A 16,076-nucleotide genomic window follows, 5' to 3' on the forward strand; every position below is an offset into this window, starting at 1 on the left:
GGCCCCTTCTGGGGGCCTTAAAAAGGAATGTAAATCGCCATGTTACTACCCTGGCTAATATTAATTCCCTTCATCGGCGGCTTCCTGTGCTGGCAGACTGAACGCTTTGGCGTGAAGATGCCGCGCTGGATCGCGCTGATCACCATGGGATTGACGCTCGCGCTTGGTCTGCAACTTTGGTTGCAGGGTGGCTACTCCCTGACCCAGTCTGCGGGCATTCCGCAGTGGCAGTCTGAGTTTATCCTGCCTTGGATCCCGCGTTTCGGCATTACGATCCACCTGGCGATTGACGGTCTGTCGCTGCTGATGGTGGTGCTGACCGGTCTGCTCGGCGTTCTGGCGGTACTTTGCTCCTGGCGAGAAATCGAAAAATACCAGGGCTTCTTCCACCTGAACCTGATGTGGATCCTGGGCGGCGTAATCGGCGTGTTCCTTGCCATCGACATGTTCCTGTTCTTCTTCTTCTGGGAGATGATGCTGGTGCCGATGTACTTCCTGATCGCGCTGTGGGGCCATAAGGCGTCCGACGGTAAAACGCGTATCACGGCGGCCACCAAGTTCTTCATCTATACCCAGGCGAGTGGTCTGGTGATGCTGATTGCCATTCTGGCGCTGGTGTTTGTGCACCACAATGCGACCGGTGTCTGGACCTTCAACTACGAAGACCTGTTGAAGACCCCGATGTCTCACGGTGTGGAATACCTGCTGATGCTCGGCTTCTTCATCGCCTTCGCGGTGAAAATGCCGGTCGTACCACTGCACGGCTGGCTGCCAGACGCGCACTCTCAGGCGCCAACCGCAGGTTCTGTTGACCTGGCGGGCATCTTGCTGAAAACAGCAGCCTACGGTCTGCTGCGTTTCGCGCTGCCACTGTTCCCGAACGCGTCCGCTGAGTTCGCACCGATTGCCATGTGGCTGGGTGTGATTGGTATCTTCTACGGTGCCTGGATGGCGTTCACGCAGTACGACATCAAACGTCTGATTGCGTACACCTCCGTTTCCCACATGGGCTTCGTGCTGATTGCTATCTACACCGGCAGCCAGCTGGCGTACCAGGGCGCGGTGATCCAGATGATTGCGCACGGTCTGTCCGCAGCCGGTCTCTTCATCCTCTGTGGTCAGCTGTACGAACGTCTGCACACCCGTGACATGCGTATGATGGGCGGTCTGTGGAGCAAAATTAAGTGGCTGCCAGCGCTGTCCATGTTCTTCGCGGTGGCGACCCTGGGTATGCCAGGTACCGGTAACTTCGTCGGCGAATTTATGATTCTGTTCGGCAGCTTCAAAGTGGTACCGATGATTACCGTCATCTCCACCTTTGGTCTGGTGTTCGCGTCCGTCTACTCGCTGGCGATGCTGCACCGTGCTTACTTCGGTAAAGCGAAGAGCGAAATTGCTGCACAAGAACTGCCGGGGATGTCGCTGCGTGAGCTGTTCATCATCCTGCTGCTGGTCGTACTGCTGGTGCTGCTGGGCTTCTTCCCGCAGCCGATTCTGGATACCTCGCACTCCGCGATGGGTAATATCCAGCAGTGGTTTGTTAATTCTGCTTCTACTACAAGGCCGTAATTCGCCATGACAATAACTCCACAACAACTGATCGCGCTGCTACCGCTGCTGATCGTCGGATTGACGGTGGTGGTTGTGATGCTCTCCATTGCGTGGCGACGCAATCACTTCCTGAATGCCACGCTGTCGGTCATCGGACTGAACGCCGCGTTAGTCTCTCTCTGGTTTGTTGGCCAGGGCGGGGCGATGGACGTCACCCCGCTGATGCGCGTTGACGGCTATGCCATGCTGTACACGGGGCTGGTTCTGCTGGCGAGCCTGGCGACCTGTACCTTTGCCTATCCGTGGCTCGAAGGCTACAACGACAACAAAGAAGAGTTTTACCTGCTGGTACTGATTGCCGCACTCGGCGGCATTCTGCTGGCGAATGCAAACCATCTGGCTGCGCTGTTCCTCGGCATTGAGCTTATCTCTCTGCCGCTGTTCGGCCTGATTGGTTACGCCTTCCGTCAGAAGCGCTCTCTGGAAGCGAGCATCAAGTACACCATCCTGTCTGCTGCTGCCTCGTCCTTCCTGTTGTTTGGTATTGCGCTGCTGTACGCGCAGACCGGTAACCTTTCGTTCATGGCGCTTGGCAAGAGCCTCGGCGACGGCATGCTGCACGAGCCGCTGCTGCTGGTGGGTCTGGGCATGATGATTGTTGGCCTCGGCTTTAAACTCTCTCTGGTTCCGTTCCACCTGTGGACCCCGGACGTTTACCAGGGCGCACCGGCGCCGGTTTCTACCTTCCTGGCGACGGCGAGCAAAATCGCTATCTTCGGTGTGGTCATGCGCCTGTTCCTGTACGCACCGGTAGGTGACAGCGAAGCAGTTCGCACGGTGCTGGGGATTATCGCGTTCGTCTCCATCATCTTCGGTAACCTGATGGCGCTGAGCCAGACCAACATTAAACGTCTGCTGGGTTACTCCTCCATCTCTCATCTGGGCTACCTGCTGGTGGCACTGATTGCGCTGCAGAGCGGTGAGATGTCGATGGAAACCGTAGGCGTTTACCTGGCCGGTTACCTGTTCAGCAGCCTCGGCGCGTTCGGCGTGGTGAGCCTGATGTCCAGCCCGTACCGTGGCCCGGATGCAGATTCACTGTTCTCCTACCGTGGCCTGTTCTGGCACCGTCCGATCCTGTCTGCGGTGATGACTGTGATGATGCTCTCTCTGGCGGGTATCCCAATGACGCTGGGCTTCATCGGTAAGTTCTACGTGCTGGCTGTCGGTGTGCAGGCGCACCTGTGGTGGCTGACTGCGGGCGTGGTTATCGGCTCGGCAATCGGTCTGTACTACTATCTGCGTGTGGCCGTGAGCCTGTACCTGAGCGCGCCTCAACAGCTCAACCGTGACGCACCAGGCAACTGGCAGTACAGCGCAGGTGGTATTGTGGTGCTGATCTCCGCGCTGCTGGTGCTGATCTTCGGTATCTATCCGCAGCCGCTGATTGATATCGTGCAGCGAGCAATGCCGCTGATGTAAAAGCAAAAAACCCGCCTCGGCGGGTTTTTTTATGGTTTTCGCCCTCTCCCTGTGGGAGAGGGGCGGGGTGAGGGCTCCAGCCCGCACCAGACTTAAGCCAGCTGTTTCCTGCTAATCAACGGCCCGTCAATCTTCTTCATCGAACGGTCCAGCACCTCTTCAATCACCGACGACAGCTCGTTCAGCTCAAACTTCGCCACGTAGCCGTCGGCCTTCACTTTACGAATATGATCTTCGTTGGCGTTGCCCGAAAGCGAAGAGTGGATCACAACAGGAATATCTTTCAGCAGCGGATCGGTTTTGATTTTGCGCGTCAGCGTGAAACCGTCCATCTCTGGCATTTCGAGGTCGGTCAGCACCAGGGCAATTTTATCGGTGATCGGCACCCCTTCAGCCTGCGCCTGCGCGGCCAGCACGCCAATTTTCTCCCATGCGTCTTTACCGGTGATATGCAGCTGCGCCGGGATCTCCATAGCCTGCAGACCCTTCTCCAGCATGGAGCGCGCAACTTTGGAATCTTCCGCCACAATCGCCACAGCGCCAGGCTTGATGTGGAACTTAGTGGTCTGCAGATTCGTGGCGTGCAGATCGTGGTTGGCCGGCGTGATGTCATACAGGATCTGCTCAACGTCCAGCACCATCGCCAGCTCGTTGGTATCGGTCTTTTCGTCCAGACAGGCGATACTGGTGATGTAACGTCCGCTGACGGCGGTTTCCGCCGCGTGGACCTGCTTCCAGTCGAGGCGCATGATGTTCTCAACCGATTCCACCGCAAACGCCTGCACGCTGCGGGCATATTCGGTGATCAGCAGGATGTTGAGCCCCGTCGTCGGCTTACAGCCCGCCACCGCGGCCAGGTCGATCACCGGGATCACCTGATCGCGGATATTCACCATCCCCATCAGCGGGGACTTCATCCCTGCGGGTTTGGTGAACTCCGGCATCGGCACAATTTCACGCAGCTTAAAGACGTTAATGCCAAACAGCTCGGATTTATTTTCATTCAGAGACGTGCCCAGACGGAACAGCAACAGCTCAAAACGATTCGACAGGGTGAGATTTGCCCTGTCATCAATATCTTTCTGGAAATTATCCATTCTACCCTCAAGTGAAATGCTGCCCTTTTAATCGTTATCGGCATCCTGAGAGAAAAATGAAGGACTAAACGCTGACCTTAGTGAAATCGTTGGCCAGCTCACACGCCGGGAACACGTCGCGGCACTCTGCCAGCAGTTTTTCACAGCCGCGGGCGTCATAGCGCGAGCTGACATGGGTGACAATCATTCTTCCAACGTTCGCTTCACGGGCAAGCGCCGCCGCCTGACGTGTTGAGCTGTGACCCCGGCTGTTGGCTTTCTCTTCCATCGCCGTTTCAAGCGTGGCTTCGTGCACCATCACATCCACCTCTCGCGCCAGTTGCAGGGCCGCAGGGCAGGGCGCGGTATCGCCAAAAATCGCCAGTTTTTTCCCTGGCTGCTGTGGGGCGAGATAGTCCTGGCCATTAATCGTGCGGCCGTCCTCAAGCGTGACGGTTTCGCCCTGTTTCAGGCGCTGAAAAAGCGGTCCGGGCTTCACACCATCGGCAATCAGCGCAGCGGCGTCGAGCGCGCCGGGCTTATCATGCGCTTCGATGCGGTAGCCATAGCACTCAACCGGATGATTCAGCGGCCGGGCGGTGACGGTATAGTCCCCGTCATCCAAAACCAGCCCCTCGGTTATCTCAATCACTTCCAGCGGATAATCCGTCCACGACCCGCTCAGGCGCAGCGTGGTTTCAACAAACTCACCAGTACCCGCCGGCCCGTAAATCGTCAGCGGGTTGGCATTACCCGCCATCGAACGGCTGCACAGCAGGCCCGGCAGGCCAAACAGGTGATCGCCATGCAGATGCGTGATAAAGATCTTATCCAGCTTACCGGGATGATAAGCGGTGTGTAACAGTTGATGCTGCGTTCCTTCGCCACAGTCAAACAGCCACAGTCCGCCACGGGTTGGGTGCTGCAGATCCAGCAGGATCGCGGTCACGTTTCGTGTGCGTGTTGGCACGCCAGCGGACGTACCCAGAAAAATCAGTTCCATAACGCAATCAGCCCTTTGCCGAATGGGGGAGGGTTTAGTATAACGTGATGAACCCAGGAAGGAGACCGACATGATCCAGTGGCAAGATTTACACCATAGTGAACTCACCGTTCAGACACTGTACGCCCTGCTCAAACTGCGCTGCGAAGTGTTTGTTGTGGAACAAACCTGCCCGTATCAGGACATCGATGGTGATGATCTGGTGGGCGAGAACCGTCATATTCTCGGCTGGAGGGATAACGAGCTGGTGGCGTATGCGAGGATTCTGAAAAGCGGGGACGATTTTGAGCCTGTCGTTATTGGTCGCGTCATTATTAGCGGCAAGGCGCGCGGTGAAAAACTGGGCTATCAGCTGATGGAAAAAACGCTGGAGGCATGCCAAAAACAGTGGCCAGACAAGGCGTTATACCTTGGCGCACAGGCGCACCTTCAGTCTTTCTACGGCCACTTTGGCTTTATGCCGGTCACGGACGTGTACGACGAAGACGGCATTCCTCATATCGGTATGGCGCGGGAAGTGAAACAGGCGTAATGGCAGGTCGTTGGCTATAGTTAGCGGACTGGTGTACTAACATGGAGAAAAATATGTCATTTCAATCCTGGGATACCCGTGTCGATGACGACCTGACGTTACTGAGCGAAACGCTGGAAGAGGTGTTACGTTCGTCCGGCGACCCTGCCGATCAGAAATATATCGAACTCAAGGCGCGTGCCGAACAGGCGCTACATGACGTCAAAACCCGCGTCAGCCATGCGTCTGACAATTACTACTACCGCGCAAAAAAAGCGGTGTATCGCGCCGATGATTACGTCCATGAAAAACCGTGGCAAGGGATTGGTGTCGGTGCGGCGGTCGGTCTGGTGCTGGGGCTGCTTCTGGCCCGTCGTTAACCCCTGAATCGGACGCTTAACCCCTCCCTATACGTGGGTACTGATATTTCTGATGGTACCCCGTATACTAAGCGTTTTTACAGGGAGAGGTTCGCGTGCATTCGATTTCCAACGCGCTGGAACGTCTGCGTACTCAGCTTGCGCAAGCGTTACCCGCTACACCCGGCTTACGTCACGTTGACGTCTCTTTCCCGCTAAACGACGCTTTCGACCCTCTCGCCTGGCTTGGTGCTCAGTGCCTGTTTCCCCAGTTTTACTGGCAGCAGCGTAACGGTGATGAAGAGCTGGCTGCGCTGGGCGCCGTCATCCATTTTTCCTCCCTGGCTCAGGCTTCGCAGTTTTTACAGCAACAGCCTGTAGCGAACGACACGCGGATTTGCGGCCTGAATGCCTTCACCCCGGAGCAGGGCAGTCTCTTTTTACCCCGCCTGCTGTGGCGACGTTCTGCCGGGACCGCCACGTTGCGTTTGCAGCTGTGGAGTGACCGTTCCCTTCAGGAGGATGCCGACGCGGCGCTGGCGTTCTTACAGCAGCTTCGCGATGCCCGACCAATCCGCCCGCTCTCCGCCCAGGTTGTGCAGGAGACCCATCAGCCGCAAAAACCGGAATGGCTGCGCCTTATCCGTCAGGCGACAGAGACCATTGCGCGCGGCGAAGTCGAAAAGGTGGTGCTCGCCCGGGCAACCGATCTGCAGTTCAGTCAGCCGGCGAATGCCGTGGCGCTGATGGCGGCCAGCCGTGCCCTGAATCTGAACTGCTATCATTTCTGCATGGTTTTCGATGCCAGCAACGCGTTTCTTGGCTCCACACCTGAACGGCTGTGGCGGCGGCGCGGCAACCTGCTGCGTACCGAAGCGCTGGCCGGTACCGTCGCCAGCCATCCCGATGACAAGCAGGCCCGCCTTCTGGGCGACTGGCTGATGAACGATGATAAAAACCAGCGTGAAAACATGCTGGTGGTAGAGGATATCTGCCAGCGGCTGCAGCACCATACCCGGACGCTGGAGGTCCTGCCAGCACAGGTTATGCGGTTGCGCAAAGTGCAGCATCTTCGCCGCTGCATCTGGACCGAGCTCAAGCATGCGGATGATGAGCAATGTCTGCATGTGCTGCAGCCGACGGCTGCGGTTGCCGGGTTACCGCGCCAGCCAGCACGCGAATTTATACACCGCGTTGAACCTTTCGACCGGGAATGGTACGCCGGATCCGCCGGATATCTGTCGCCAGAACAAAGCGAGTTCTGCGTGGCCCTGCGCTCGGCGCGCGTTCATGACGCCACCGTCCGTCTTTACGCCGGGGCGGGGATCGTCAGCGGTTCCGATCCGGAACAGGAATGGCAGGAGATCGAAAATAAAGCCGCAGGCTTGCGCTCTCTGCTCCTGAAGGATTAGTACTGATTCGCGCAATCCCGATTCATATCAAAATTCTATTTTTTTCTATTATTTATACTGTGTCGCATTCTTGATACCGGACAATCTCATGTCAGTAAGTTCTTTTAACCGACGCTGGGCGACGGTGATCCTTGAAGCCCTGACTCGCCATGGCGTCAGGCATGTGTGTATTGCGCCGGGCTCACGCTCCACACCGCTGACGCTGGCGGCAGCAGAGAACCGGGCATTTATTCACCACACCCATTTTGACGAGCGCGGCCTGGGCCACCTGGCTCTGGGGCTGGCAAAGGTCAGCAAGGAACCGGTGGCGGTGATCGTCACCTCCGGTACTGCCGTGGCAAACCTCTATCCGGCCCTTATCGAAGCCGGGCTGACCGGTGAGAAACTGGTTCTGCTGACGGCCGATCGCCCGCCCGAGCTTATTGACTGCGGAGCGAACCAGGCTATTCGTCAGCCGGGCCTCTTTGCCTCGCATCCTTCGCAGACGGTTTCGTTACCCCGACCCACGCAGGACATTCCCGCAAGCTGGCTGGTCTCGACCGTCGATCATGCCATGGAGACGTTGCGCAGCGGGGCGTTACATATTAACTGTCCGTTTGCCGAGCCGTTGTACGGCGAAATGGACGACACCGGTCTTGCCTGGCAGCAGCAGCTTGGGGACTGGTGGGAGAGCGAAAAGCCGTGGCTGCGCGAGCAGACACACCTTGAGAGCGCAAAGCAACGTGACTGGTTTTTCTGGCGACAAAAACGCGGCGTGGTTATTGCCGGGCGCATGAGCGCCGCCGAAGGCAGGCAGGTGGCCGAATGGGCACACACCCTTGGCTGGCCGCTGATTGGCGACGTGCTGTCCCAGACCGGACAGCCGCTGCCGTGTGCCGATCTCTGGCTCGGGAATGCGAAAGCGGTGACTGAACTGGCGCAGGCGCAGATTGTGGTTCAGCTGGGCGCAAGCCTGACCGGCAAACGATTACTGCAGTGGCAGGCAACCTGTAGCCCGGAAGAGTACTGGCTGGTGGATCCGCTGGAAGGGCGGCTCGATCCGGCGCACCATCGCGGCCGTCGTCTGGTGAGCGACATTGACGCCTGGCTGGCGCTCCACCCGGCGGAAAAGCGCGCCCCGTGGGCCGTTGAGATCCCGGCGCTGTCGCGTCAGGCGTGGGAGTTGACCGACGCACAATGCGAAGAATTTGGTGAAGCGGAGCTGGCGCACCGTATTCACCGGTATCTGCCGGAGCAGGGGCAACTGTTTGTCGGCAACAGCCTGGTGGTGCGTCTGATTGATGCGTTCTCAAAACTGCCTGCGGGCTATCCGGTCTACAGTAACCGGGGAGCCAGCGGCATTGACGGGCTGATCTCCACGGCGGCGGGTGTGCAGCGAGCCAGCGCGAAATCCACGCTGGCGATCGTGGGCGATCTTTCGGCGCTGTACGATCTCAATGCGCTGGCGCTGCTGCGGCAGGTGTCGGCGCCGTTTGTGCTGATTGTGGTCAACAATAACGGCGGGCAGATCTTCTCCCTGCTGCCGACACCGCAGAGCGAACGCGAGCGCTTCTATCTGATGCCGCAGAACGTGCAGTTTGAACATGCCGCAGCGATGTTTAACCTGAAATACCACCGACCGGAAAACTGGGAAGCGCTGGATGCAGCCCTGAGCAGCGCCTGGCGACAGCCCGGTGCAACGCTGATTGAACTGGTCGTCAACGAGGCTGACGGTGCGCAGAAGCTGCAAAGTCTGCTGGCGCAGGTGAGCCACCTGTGATCCTTGCAGGCGCGCAACAGGCCGGTAAGCCAGGTTACCCCTGGCTGGTCTTTTTGCATGGATTTTCTGGCGATTGCCGCGAGTGGCAGACGGTCGGCGAGGCGCTCAGCGATTATCCCCGGCTTTATCTCGACCTGCCGGGGCATGGCCGGTCCGCCAGTATGGCCGTCACGGGGTTCGAAGAGATGAGTGACGTGCTTACCCGAACCCTTGTTAGTTACAACATACTTAACTACTGGCTGGTGGGGTACTCCCTTGGCGGCCGCATTGCGATGTTTCATGCCTGCCAGGATCCTGCGGGGCTTTGCGGCATCATCGTGGAAGGTGGGCATCCGGGCCTGAAGGGGGTCGCAGCACGAGAGGCAAGAGCAGCATCCGACCATCTGTGGGCGCAGCGTTTTCGCACGCAGCCCCTCTCAAACGTCTTTGCCGACTGGTATCAACAGCCTGTCTTTGCCTCCCTGACGGACAGCCAGCGCAGGGCGCTCATTGCCCTGCGCTGTCGCAACGCGGGCACAAACCTGGCGATGATGCTTGAGGCAACCTCGCTCGCCGTGCAACCAGACCTGCGTGCCGCCCTCAGCGCGCGACATTTCCCTTTTGATTATCTCTATGGCGAACGTGACGAGAAGTTCGCGGCCCTGGCCGCTGAGTTGAACGCTGTTCGCCATGTCATTCCAAACGCCGGACACAACGCCCACCGGGAAAATCCCGGGGCGGTTAGCGCGAGTCTGGCTCAGATACTGCGTCGTCGAATAAAGGACACTCTATGATCTATCCTGATGAAAACATGCTCTATGCACCGGTTGAATGGCAAGACTGCTCCGAAGGTTACACCGACATTCGTTACCACAAATCGGCTGACGGTATCGCCAAAATCACCATTAATCGTCCGCAGGTGCGTAACGCCTTCCGTCCCCTGACCGTAAAAGAGATGATTCAGGCCCTGGCGGATGCGCGCTATGACGACAACATCGGCGTTATCGTCCTGACCGGGGAAGGCGAAAAAGCGTTCTGCTCCGGTGGCGATCAGAAAGTACGCGGTGACTACGGCGGATACCAGGACGATGCGGGTACCCATCACCTGAACGTGCTTGATTTCCAGCGTCAAATCCGTACCTGCCCAAAACCCGTGGTGGCCATGGTGGCAGGCTACTCCATCGGCGGCGGCCACGTGCTGCACATGATGTGCGATCTGACCATTGCCGCAGAGAACGCCATCTTCGGTCAGACGGGCCCGAAAGTCGGCTCTTTTGACGGCGGCTGGGGGGCTTCTTACATGGCGCGCATTGTCGGTCAGAAAAAAGCCCGCGAAATCTGGTTCCTGTGCCGTCAGTACAACGCCCAGGAAGCGCTGGATATGGGCCTGGTTAACACCGTGGTGCCGATTGCCGATCTTGAAAAAGAGACCGTTCGCTGGTGTCGCGAAATGCTGCAGAACAGCCCAATGGCGCTGCGCTGCCTGAAAGCGGCCCTGAACGCTGACTGTGACGGTCAGGCGGGGCTGCAGGAGCTGGCGGGTAACGCCACTATGCTGTTCTACATGACCGAAGAGGGTCAGGAAGGACGCAACGCGTTTAACGAAAAACGCCAGCCAGACTTCAGTAAATACAAACGGAACCCGTAATGCGTCGCGCGCAGGTATACCGCTGGCAGATACCGATGGACGCGGGCGTGGTGCTGCGTGAACGGCGGTTAAAAACCCGTGATGGCTTCTTCGTGCAACTGCAGCAGGGCGAAGGGCAGGGCTGGGGCGAGATTTCGCCTCTGCCGGGCTTTAGCCTGGAGTCGCTGGAGGAGGCGCAGGCTGCGCTGATGGCATGGGTAGAGGAATGGCGTACAGGCCTGAATCCGCCGCTGCCCGATCTCCCTTCCGCCGCGTTTGGCATCAGCTGTGCGCTCGCGGAGCTCGACGGCAGCCTCCCTGATGAGGCCGATTACCGTGCCGCGCCGCTCTGCACGGGCGATCCGGACGAGCTGTTTGCCTTGCTCAGCGCAATGCCCGGCGAGAAAGTGGCGAAAATCAAAGTCGGTCTTTACGAAGCGGTACGCGACGGCATGGTCGCTAACCTCTTGCTGGAGGCGATCCCCGATCTCCGCCTGCGTCTGGATGCCAACCGCGCCTGGACGCCGCTTAAGGCGCAGCAGTTCGCGAAGTACGTCAACCCGGCGTACCGCAGCCGCATCGCTTTTCTGGAAGAGCCGTGCAAAACCCGTGAGGATTCACGCGCTTTTGCCCGAGAAACCGGCATTGCCATCGCCTGGGATGAAAGCCTGCGCGAGGCGGACTTTGCCTTTAGCGCCGAGCCTGGCGTCAGCGCCGTGGTCATAAAACCGACGCTAACGGGCAGTCTGGCGAAGGTGCGCGAACAGGTGGCGGCAGCGCATGAGGCAGGGCTGACGGCGGTGATCAGCTCCTCCATCGAATCCAGCCTTGGGCTGACGCAGCTGGCGCGCATTGCCGCCTGGTTAACGCCCGACACCATCCCGGGGCTGGATACGTTAAACCTGATGCAAACCCAGCTCATTCGCCCGTGGCCGGGGAGCGCGCTGCCGTGCGCGGGCGTTGAGGCGCTGGAGCCGTTGCAATGAGTTTTAGCGACTGGCCGTGGCGGCACTGGCGCGAGCAGCGTGCTGATACACCGGCTCTGCGTCTCAACGACGAGGTGCTGAGCTGGCAACAGCTCTGCACCCGCATCGACAATCTGGCTGCAGGGTTTCATCAGCAGGGTGTGGAGGCGGGTGACGGCGTGCTGCTGCTCGCCCATAATCACCCGCAGACCCTGCTGGCATGGCTGGCGCTGCTCCAGTGCGGCGCGCGAATTCTTCCGGTTAATCCCCAGCTCCCGCATCCCCTGCTGGAGGTATTACTTCCGCAGATGACGCTGCGTTTTGCGCTGGTGCTGGACGGTCACTATGACGGGCTCGCCGCGCTTAGCATGCATGCTCCGTCCGGCGAATACCGCGTGGCATGGCAGCCTGAGCGGCTGGCCTCGATGACGCTCACCTCCGGCTCCACCGGGCTGCCGAAAGCGGCCGTTCATACCTGCGGGGCGCATCTTGCCAGCGCTGAGGGCGTCCTCGCGCTGATGCCCTACGGCGAGGATGACGACTGGCTGCTTTCGCTGCCGCTGTTTCATGTCTCCGGGCAGGGGATCTTATGGCGCTGGCTGCAGGCTGGCGCGCGCTTAACCGTACGCGAGAAGCAGCCGCTGGAGCAGGCCTTGCAGGGGTGTACGCATGCCTCGCTGGTGCCAACCCAGCTCTGGCGTCTGCTCAATACCCACCAGCGGATCGCGCTGAAAGCGGTACTGCTGGGCGGGGCCGCCATCCCCGTTGAGTTGACGCAACAGGCGCGCGCGCAGGGTATTTCTACGTTTTGTGGCTATGGCCTGACGGAGTTTGCCTCTACCGTCTGCGCGAAAGAGGCTGACGGTGAGCCGGACGTGGGCAGCGCATTGCCGGGCAGGGAGGTGCAGGTCGTTAACGGTGAAGTGTGGATCAAGGCGCAAAGCATGGCCTCAGGCTACTGGCGCGACGGCGCGTTGCTGCCGCTCACGAATTCAGAGGGCTGGTTTGCCACCCGCGATCGCGGCGAACTGCATGACGGTCGCCTGACGATCCTCGGTCGGATGGATAACCTCTTTTTCAGCGGAGGCGAGGGCATTCAGCCGGAGAGTCTTGAGCGGATTATCGCGACCCATCCGCACATCAGCCAGGTCTTCATTGTTCCGCTGAATGATGCCGAATTTGGTCAGCGTCCGGTAGCGGTGGTGGAGTGTGAACCGGGAACGGATATTACCCGCTTGCCGGAATGGGTACAGGGCAAACTGGCGCGATTTGAGCAGCCCGTGCACTGGCTGGTACTGCCTGCGGAGTTAAAAAATGGCGGGATTAAGATCTCCCGCCAGGCGTTAAAACAGTGGGTGAATGCCCAGCTGTCAGGTTAATTAGCCGACATCGGGCTGCGGCTTACGCTGACGACGCAGCAGGCGCAGCACCGGCGGCACGACCACCACCACAATAGCCAGCACCAGCAGGATCTTCGCCACATTGCTGTCCCACAGAATGGCGACATCGCCATTGCTGATGGACAGGGCGCGGCGCAGGTTCTGCTCCAGCATCTCACCCAGCACAAAGCCCAGAATCAACGGCGACATCGGGAAGTGCATTTTACGCAAGATGTAGCCGAACACCCCCAGCACCACCATCAGAATCAGGTCGAAGGTGGTGCTGTGTACCGCATACACCCCCACCGCCGAGACGGCCGCGATTGCGGGTACCAGGAACCACAGCGGAATGGTCAGCATACGGGTGAACAGGCCAATCAGCGGGATGTTCATGACCAGCAACATTACGTTGGCAATCAGCAGTGCCGCAATCAGCCCCCAGACGATATCCGGCTGTTCGGTGAACATCGCCGGTCCTGGCGTGATGTTATAGAGCGTCAGCGCCCCCATCATCACCGCCGTGGTACCGGAGCCGGGCACGCCGAGCGTCAGCATGGGAATAAACGAGCCACAGGCCGAGGCATTGTTGGCCGCCTCGGGTGCGGCGACGCCGCGAATATCGCCTTTACCAAAGCTGTCGCTGTTGCCGCTGAGTTTTTTCTCCGTCATGTAGGTGATGGCGCTGGCGATGGTCGCCCCGGCGCCCGGCAGAATGCCGACAAAGAAGCCAATGACCGCTGAACGCAGCGTGGTACCGATACACTGCACCCCCTCTTTGGCGTTAAAGAGCATCCGGCCAGTTTTACGCACCAGCGTCTGCCCGCTGCTGGTATGTTCCAGCATCAGTAAGATCTCAGAGACAGAGAACAGACCAATCACGACCACGATAAACTGCACGCCGTCGGACAGGTGAACGCTGTCGAAGGTAAAGCGATAGACCCCGGTGTTGGCATCCACGCCGACGGTGGCTAACCCTAAGCCAATCAGCGCAGACAAAAACGATTTCAGTGGGTTTTGTGCCATCATGCTGCCGAGACAGGCAATGGCGAAGACCATCAGGGCAAAATATTCTGCTGGGCCAAACGCCAGCGACCATTGGGCCAGCGCAGGCGCAAACAGAATGATGCCGCCAATGGCAATCAGCGAGCCAAAGAACGAACTGACGGCGGAAATAGACAGCGCCACGCCGCCGCGCCCCTGCCGCGCCATCGGGTAACCATCCAGCGCGGTCATAATGGCCGCCGCATCCCCGGGCACGTTGAGCAGTATTGACGAGATTCGGCCGCCATATTCACAGCCGATGTAGACCGTCGCCAGCAGGATCAGCGCTGATTCCGCAGGCAGATGCAGGGCAAACGCCAGCGGGAGCAAAATAGCGACCCCGTTGATGGGCCCAAGCCCAGGCAACAGACCGACGATCGTCCCGACGAAGCAGCCGATCAGGGCGATCACCAGGTTTTCCGGGGTCATCGCCACAGCGAACCCCTGTGAGAGGTAAATCCAGGTATCCATAGCGTGCTCCGTTAATTAAGCCAGGCGCCAAGCGGCAACGTCACATCCAGCAGGCGGTCAAAGGCGTACCACAGGAAAATGCCCATCACCACGCCCGAGATCCCCGCCGCAGGCAGGCTGGCGTTAAACAGCGTGCCGATGACCATCGTCAGGATGGCTGTCGCCACCGGGAAGCCGAGCCATTCAAAGCCCCAGGCATACATCAGCAGCACAATGACCATCACCAGCAGCCGCTGCAAAATGCGCTTAGGCGGCCACTCTACGGTATCCGGGTGGCGTAACAGCATGGCCACCGAGCAAAGCAGCATCAGGCCGACAATGCCCATTGGAAAGGGGCGGGGCCCCACGGGTTCATAGCTGTATTCGCTGTGGATCTGCCAGGCGACGAACATCCCGCCAATGCAGAGCAACAACCAGATCCCGGCAAAAATGCGATCGCTCATAGCGCCTCCGGTTATTTGGCCAGGCCAAACGCTTTTGCTTTCTCGCGGTAGTCATTCACCTGTTTTTTGACATACTCGTCCAGCTGCTTGCCGTTCAGGTTGAACTCAAACAGTCCGCGCAGATCGCGCTGCTTTTTAAATTCGTCTGTCTGCTGCAATTTGTTAAAGGTGTCGACCCACCACTGGTATTCGGCATCGGTCACTTTTGGCCCGACAAAGAAGCCGCGGATAATCGGCCAGACGAGGTCATAACCCTGTTCTTTTGCAGTCGGCACGTTTGCCAGCTGTCCCGGCAGACGGTTTTCGGAGAAGACCGCCAGCACGCGGATTTTATCGCCGTTCAGGTAGGGCACCATTTCACTAAGGTCACCGGAAACTGCCTGCACGTGGTTGCCCATCAGCGCCGTCACCGGTTCACCGCCGCCCTCAAACGCCACGTAACGCATTTTGTGCGGATCCACTTTCGCCTGCTGCGCCAGCAGGGCGGCTTTCATCCAGTCCTGGCTGCCGATGGAGGCGCCTGCACCAATCACCACGCTGTTGGGGTCTTTTTCCATGGCGGTGAGCAAATCTTTAAGGGATTTCCACGGGGAATCTGCACGCACGGCAATCATGCCGTAGTCGGTACCGACGGTGGCCAGCCAGCGCACGTCATCCACGCCGTAGCGGCCAAACTTACCCTGGGAGAGGTTAAGCAGCGAGCCGCCGGAGAAGGCCACCACCGTGCCGGCTTCCGCCGGACGTTGCGCGACAATTGCGTTATAGGCCACCGCGCCCACGCCTCCTGGCATGTAGGTCACGCGCATCGGTTTTTCAATGGCCTTCGTCTCCAGCAGGCTGACCTGAATCAGCTTGCAGGTGAGATCGAAACCGCCGCCCGGTTTGGCCGGAGCGATACATTCGGTGCGGGACGGGGCGTCCTGCGCCTGGACAACAGAGGCACTCAACATTAATACGCTTGCAGCAATCGTTGAAAGTAATTGTTTTTTCATCGTTTATCCTCACGCCGGCGATCCGG

Annotated in this window: 15 protein-coding genes; 10 read left to right on the plus strand and 5 right to left on the minus strand. The window is 59.0% G+C overall.

Annotated features, from left to right (window positions below; translation table 11 throughout):
* The first annotated feature begins 39 nt into the window (after positions 1 to 39).
* Entirely contained in the window at positions 40 to 1,569 is a 1,530-nt protein-coding gene (gene nuoM, locus APU11_RS16240; protein WP_013098102.1) for an NADH-quinone oxidoreductase subunit M, read from the plus strand.
* Positions 1,570 to 1,575: 6 nt separating this feature from the next.
* Positions 1,576 to 3,033, plus strand: coding sequence for an NADH-quinone oxidoreductase subunit NuoN (gene nuoN, locus APU11_RS16245; protein ID WP_058651763.1), 1,458 nt, complete (start codon positions 1,576 to 1,578; stop codon positions 3,031 to 3,033).
* Between the two features lie 92 nt (positions 3,034 to 3,125).
* On the opposite strand, the gene APU11_RS16250 is transcribed toward nuoN, so the two are convergent.
* Positions 3,126 to 4,130 carry a chemotaxis protein gene (locus APU11_RS16250; RefSeq protein ID WP_013098100.1) on the minus strand — a complete coding sequence of 335 codons (1,005 nt, stop codon included), beginning with the start codon at positions 4,128 to 4,130 and terminating at the stop codon, positions 3,126 to 3,128.
* A gap of 64 nt (positions 4,131 to 4,194) precedes the next feature.
* Positions 4,195 to 5,112 carry a ribonuclease BN gene (rbn, locus tag APU11_RS16255; protein WP_058651762.1) on the minus strand — a complete coding sequence of 306 codons (918 nt, stop codon included), beginning with the start codon at positions 5,110 to 5,112 and terminating at the stop codon, positions 4,195 to 4,197.
* A gap of 70 nt (positions 5,113 to 5,182) precedes the next feature.
* On the opposite strand from rbn, the gene APU11_RS16260 reads away from it, so the two are divergent.
* The 8 genes from APU11_RS16260 (at position 5,183) to menE (ending at position 13,103) form a co-directional block, all read left to right on the plus strand.
* On the plus strand, positions 5,183 to 5,644 hold the full coding sequence (locus tag APU11_RS16260) for a GNAT family N-acetyltransferase (protein WP_058651761.1): 462 nt from the start codon (positions 5,183 to 5,185) through the stop codon (positions 5,642 to 5,644).
* Between the two features lie 53 nt (positions 5,645 to 5,697).
* Positions 5,698 to 6,003 carry a stress response protein ElaB gene (gene elaB / locus APU11_RS16265; RefSeq protein WP_028028061.1) on the plus strand — a complete coding sequence of 102 codons (306 nt, stop codon included), beginning with the start codon at positions 5,698 to 5,700 and terminating at the stop codon, positions 6,001 to 6,003.
* 95 nt (positions 6,004 to 6,098) lie between these two features.
* Positions 6,099 to 7,394: an isochorismate synthase MenF gene (menF, locus tag APU11_RS16270; RefSeq protein ID WP_058651760.1), complete on the plus strand. Its 1,296-nt coding sequence runs from the start codon at positions 6,099 to 6,101 to the stop codon at positions 7,392 to 7,394.
* An 88-nt stretch (positions 7,395 to 7,482) separates the two neighbouring features.
* Entirely contained in the window at positions 7,483 to 9,153 is a 1,671-nt protein-coding gene (gene menD / locus APU11_RS16275; RefSeq protein ID WP_058651759.1) for a 2-succinyl-5-enolpyruvyl-6-hydroxy-3-cyclohexene-1-carboxylic-acid synthase, read from the plus strand.
* Positions 9,150 to 9,926, plus strand: a complete 777-nt coding sequence (gene menH, locus APU11_RS16280) for a 2-succinyl-6-hydroxy-2,4-cyclohexadiene-1-carboxylate synthase (protein ID WP_058651758.1) — start codon at positions 9,150 to 9,152, stop codon at positions 9,924 to 9,926. The genes menD and menH overlap by 4 nt, the downstream gene beginning before the upstream one ends.
* On the plus strand, positions 9,923 to 10,780 hold the full coding sequence (gene menB / locus APU11_RS16285; RefSeq protein ID WP_013098093.1) for a 1,4-dihydroxy-2-naphthoyl-CoA synthase: 858 nt from the start codon (positions 9,923 to 9,925) through the stop codon (positions 10,778 to 10,780). The genes menH and menB overlap by 4 nt, the downstream gene beginning before the upstream one ends.
* Complete coding sequence (gene menC / locus APU11_RS16290) at positions 10,780 to 11,745, plus strand: o-succinylbenzoate synthase (RefSeq protein WP_038983967.1); 966 nt, start codon at positions 10,780 to 10,782, stop codon at positions 11,743 to 11,745. The genes menB and menC overlap by 1 nt, the downstream gene beginning before the upstream one ends.
* Positions 11,742 to 13,103 (plus strand): o-succinylbenzoate--CoA ligase, encoded by a 1,362-nt coding sequence (menE, locus tag APU11_RS16295; protein WP_058651757.1) that lies wholly within the window; start codon positions 11,742 to 11,744, stop codon positions 13,101 to 13,103. Before menC ends, menE begins: the two co-directional genes overlap by 4 nt.
* Here the strand turns inward: menE and APU11_RS16300 are convergent, their stop codons facing one another.
* Genes APU11_RS16300 through APU11_RS16310 form a run of 3 tightly spaced genes read right to left on the minus strand, consistent with a single transcriptional unit; the run spans position 13,104 to position 16,050 of the window.
* Positions 13,104 to 14,615, minus strand: a complete 1,512-nt coding sequence (locus tag APU11_RS16300; protein WP_013098090.1) for a tripartite tricarboxylate transporter permease — start codon at positions 14,613 to 14,615, stop codon at positions 13,104 to 13,106.
* Between the two features lie 11 nt (positions 14,616 to 14,626).
* The gene (locus APU11_RS16305) at positions 14,627 to 15,058 is read right to left on the minus strand and encodes a tripartite tricarboxylate transporter TctB family protein (protein ID WP_013098089.1); all 432 of its coding nucleotides are present in this window, start codon (positions 15,056 to 15,058) and stop codon (positions 14,627 to 14,629) included.
* Between the two features lie 11 nt (positions 15,059 to 15,069).
* On the minus strand, positions 15,070 to 16,050 hold the full coding sequence (locus tag APU11_RS16310) for a tripartite tricarboxylate transporter substrate binding protein (RefSeq protein WP_029881726.1): 981 nt from the start codon (positions 16,048 to 16,050) through the stop codon (positions 15,070 to 15,072).
* Positions 16,051 to 16,076: the final 26 nt, after the last annotated feature.

This window comes from Enterobacter sp. 50793107, assembly GCF_001463365.1.
Classification (GTDB): domain Bacteria; phylum Pseudomonadota; class Gammaproteobacteria; order Enterobacterales; family Enterobacteriaceae; genus Enterobacter; species Enterobacter cloacae.

Coding starts and splice junctions, on each gene's coding strand:
- nuoM (WP_013098102.1), top strand. CDS start 40: ATGTTACTACCCTGGCTAATATTAATTCCCTTCATCGGCGGCTTCCTG.
- nuoN (WP_058651763.1), top strand. CDS start 1,576: ATGACAATAACTCCACAACAACTGATCGCGCTGCTACCGCTGCTGATC.
- APU11_RS16250 (WP_013098100.1), bottom strand. CDS start 4,130: ATGGATAATTTCCAGAAAGATATTGATGACAGGGCAAATCTCACCCTG.
- rbn (WP_058651762.1), bottom strand. CDS start 5,112: ATGGAACTGATTTTTCTGGGTACGTCCGCTGGCGTGCCAACACGCACA.
- APU11_RS16260 (WP_058651761.1), top strand. CDS start 5,183: ATGATCCAGTGGCAAGATTTACACCATAGTGAACTCACCGTTCAGACA.
- elaB (WP_028028061.1), top strand. CDS start 5,698: ATGTCATTTCAATCCTGGGATACCCGTGTCGATGACGACCTGACGTTA.
- menD (WP_058651759.1), top strand. CDS start 7,483: ATGTCAGTAAGTTCTTTTAACCGACGCTGGGCGACGGTGATCCTTGAA.
- menB (WP_013098093.1), top strand. CDS start 9,923: ATGATCTATCCTGATGAAAACATGCTCTATGCACCGGTTGAATGGCAA.
- menC (WP_038983967.1), top strand. CDS start 10,780: ATGCGTCGCGCGCAGGTATACCGCTGGCAGATACCGATGGACGCGGGC.
- menE (WP_058651757.1), top strand. CDS start 11,742: ATGAGTTTTAGCGACTGGCCGTGGCGGCACTGGCGCGAGCAGCGTGCT.
- APU11_RS16300 (WP_013098090.1), bottom strand. CDS start 14,615: ATGGATACCTGGATTTACCTCTCACAGGGGTTCGCTGTGGCGATGACC.
- APU11_RS16305 (WP_013098089.1), bottom strand. CDS start 15,058: ATGAGCGATCGCATTTTTGCCGGGATCTGGTTGTTGCTCTGCATTGGC.
- APU11_RS16310 (WP_029881726.1), bottom strand. CDS start 16,050: ATGAAAAAACAATTACTTTCAACGATTGCTGCAAGCGTATTAATGTTG.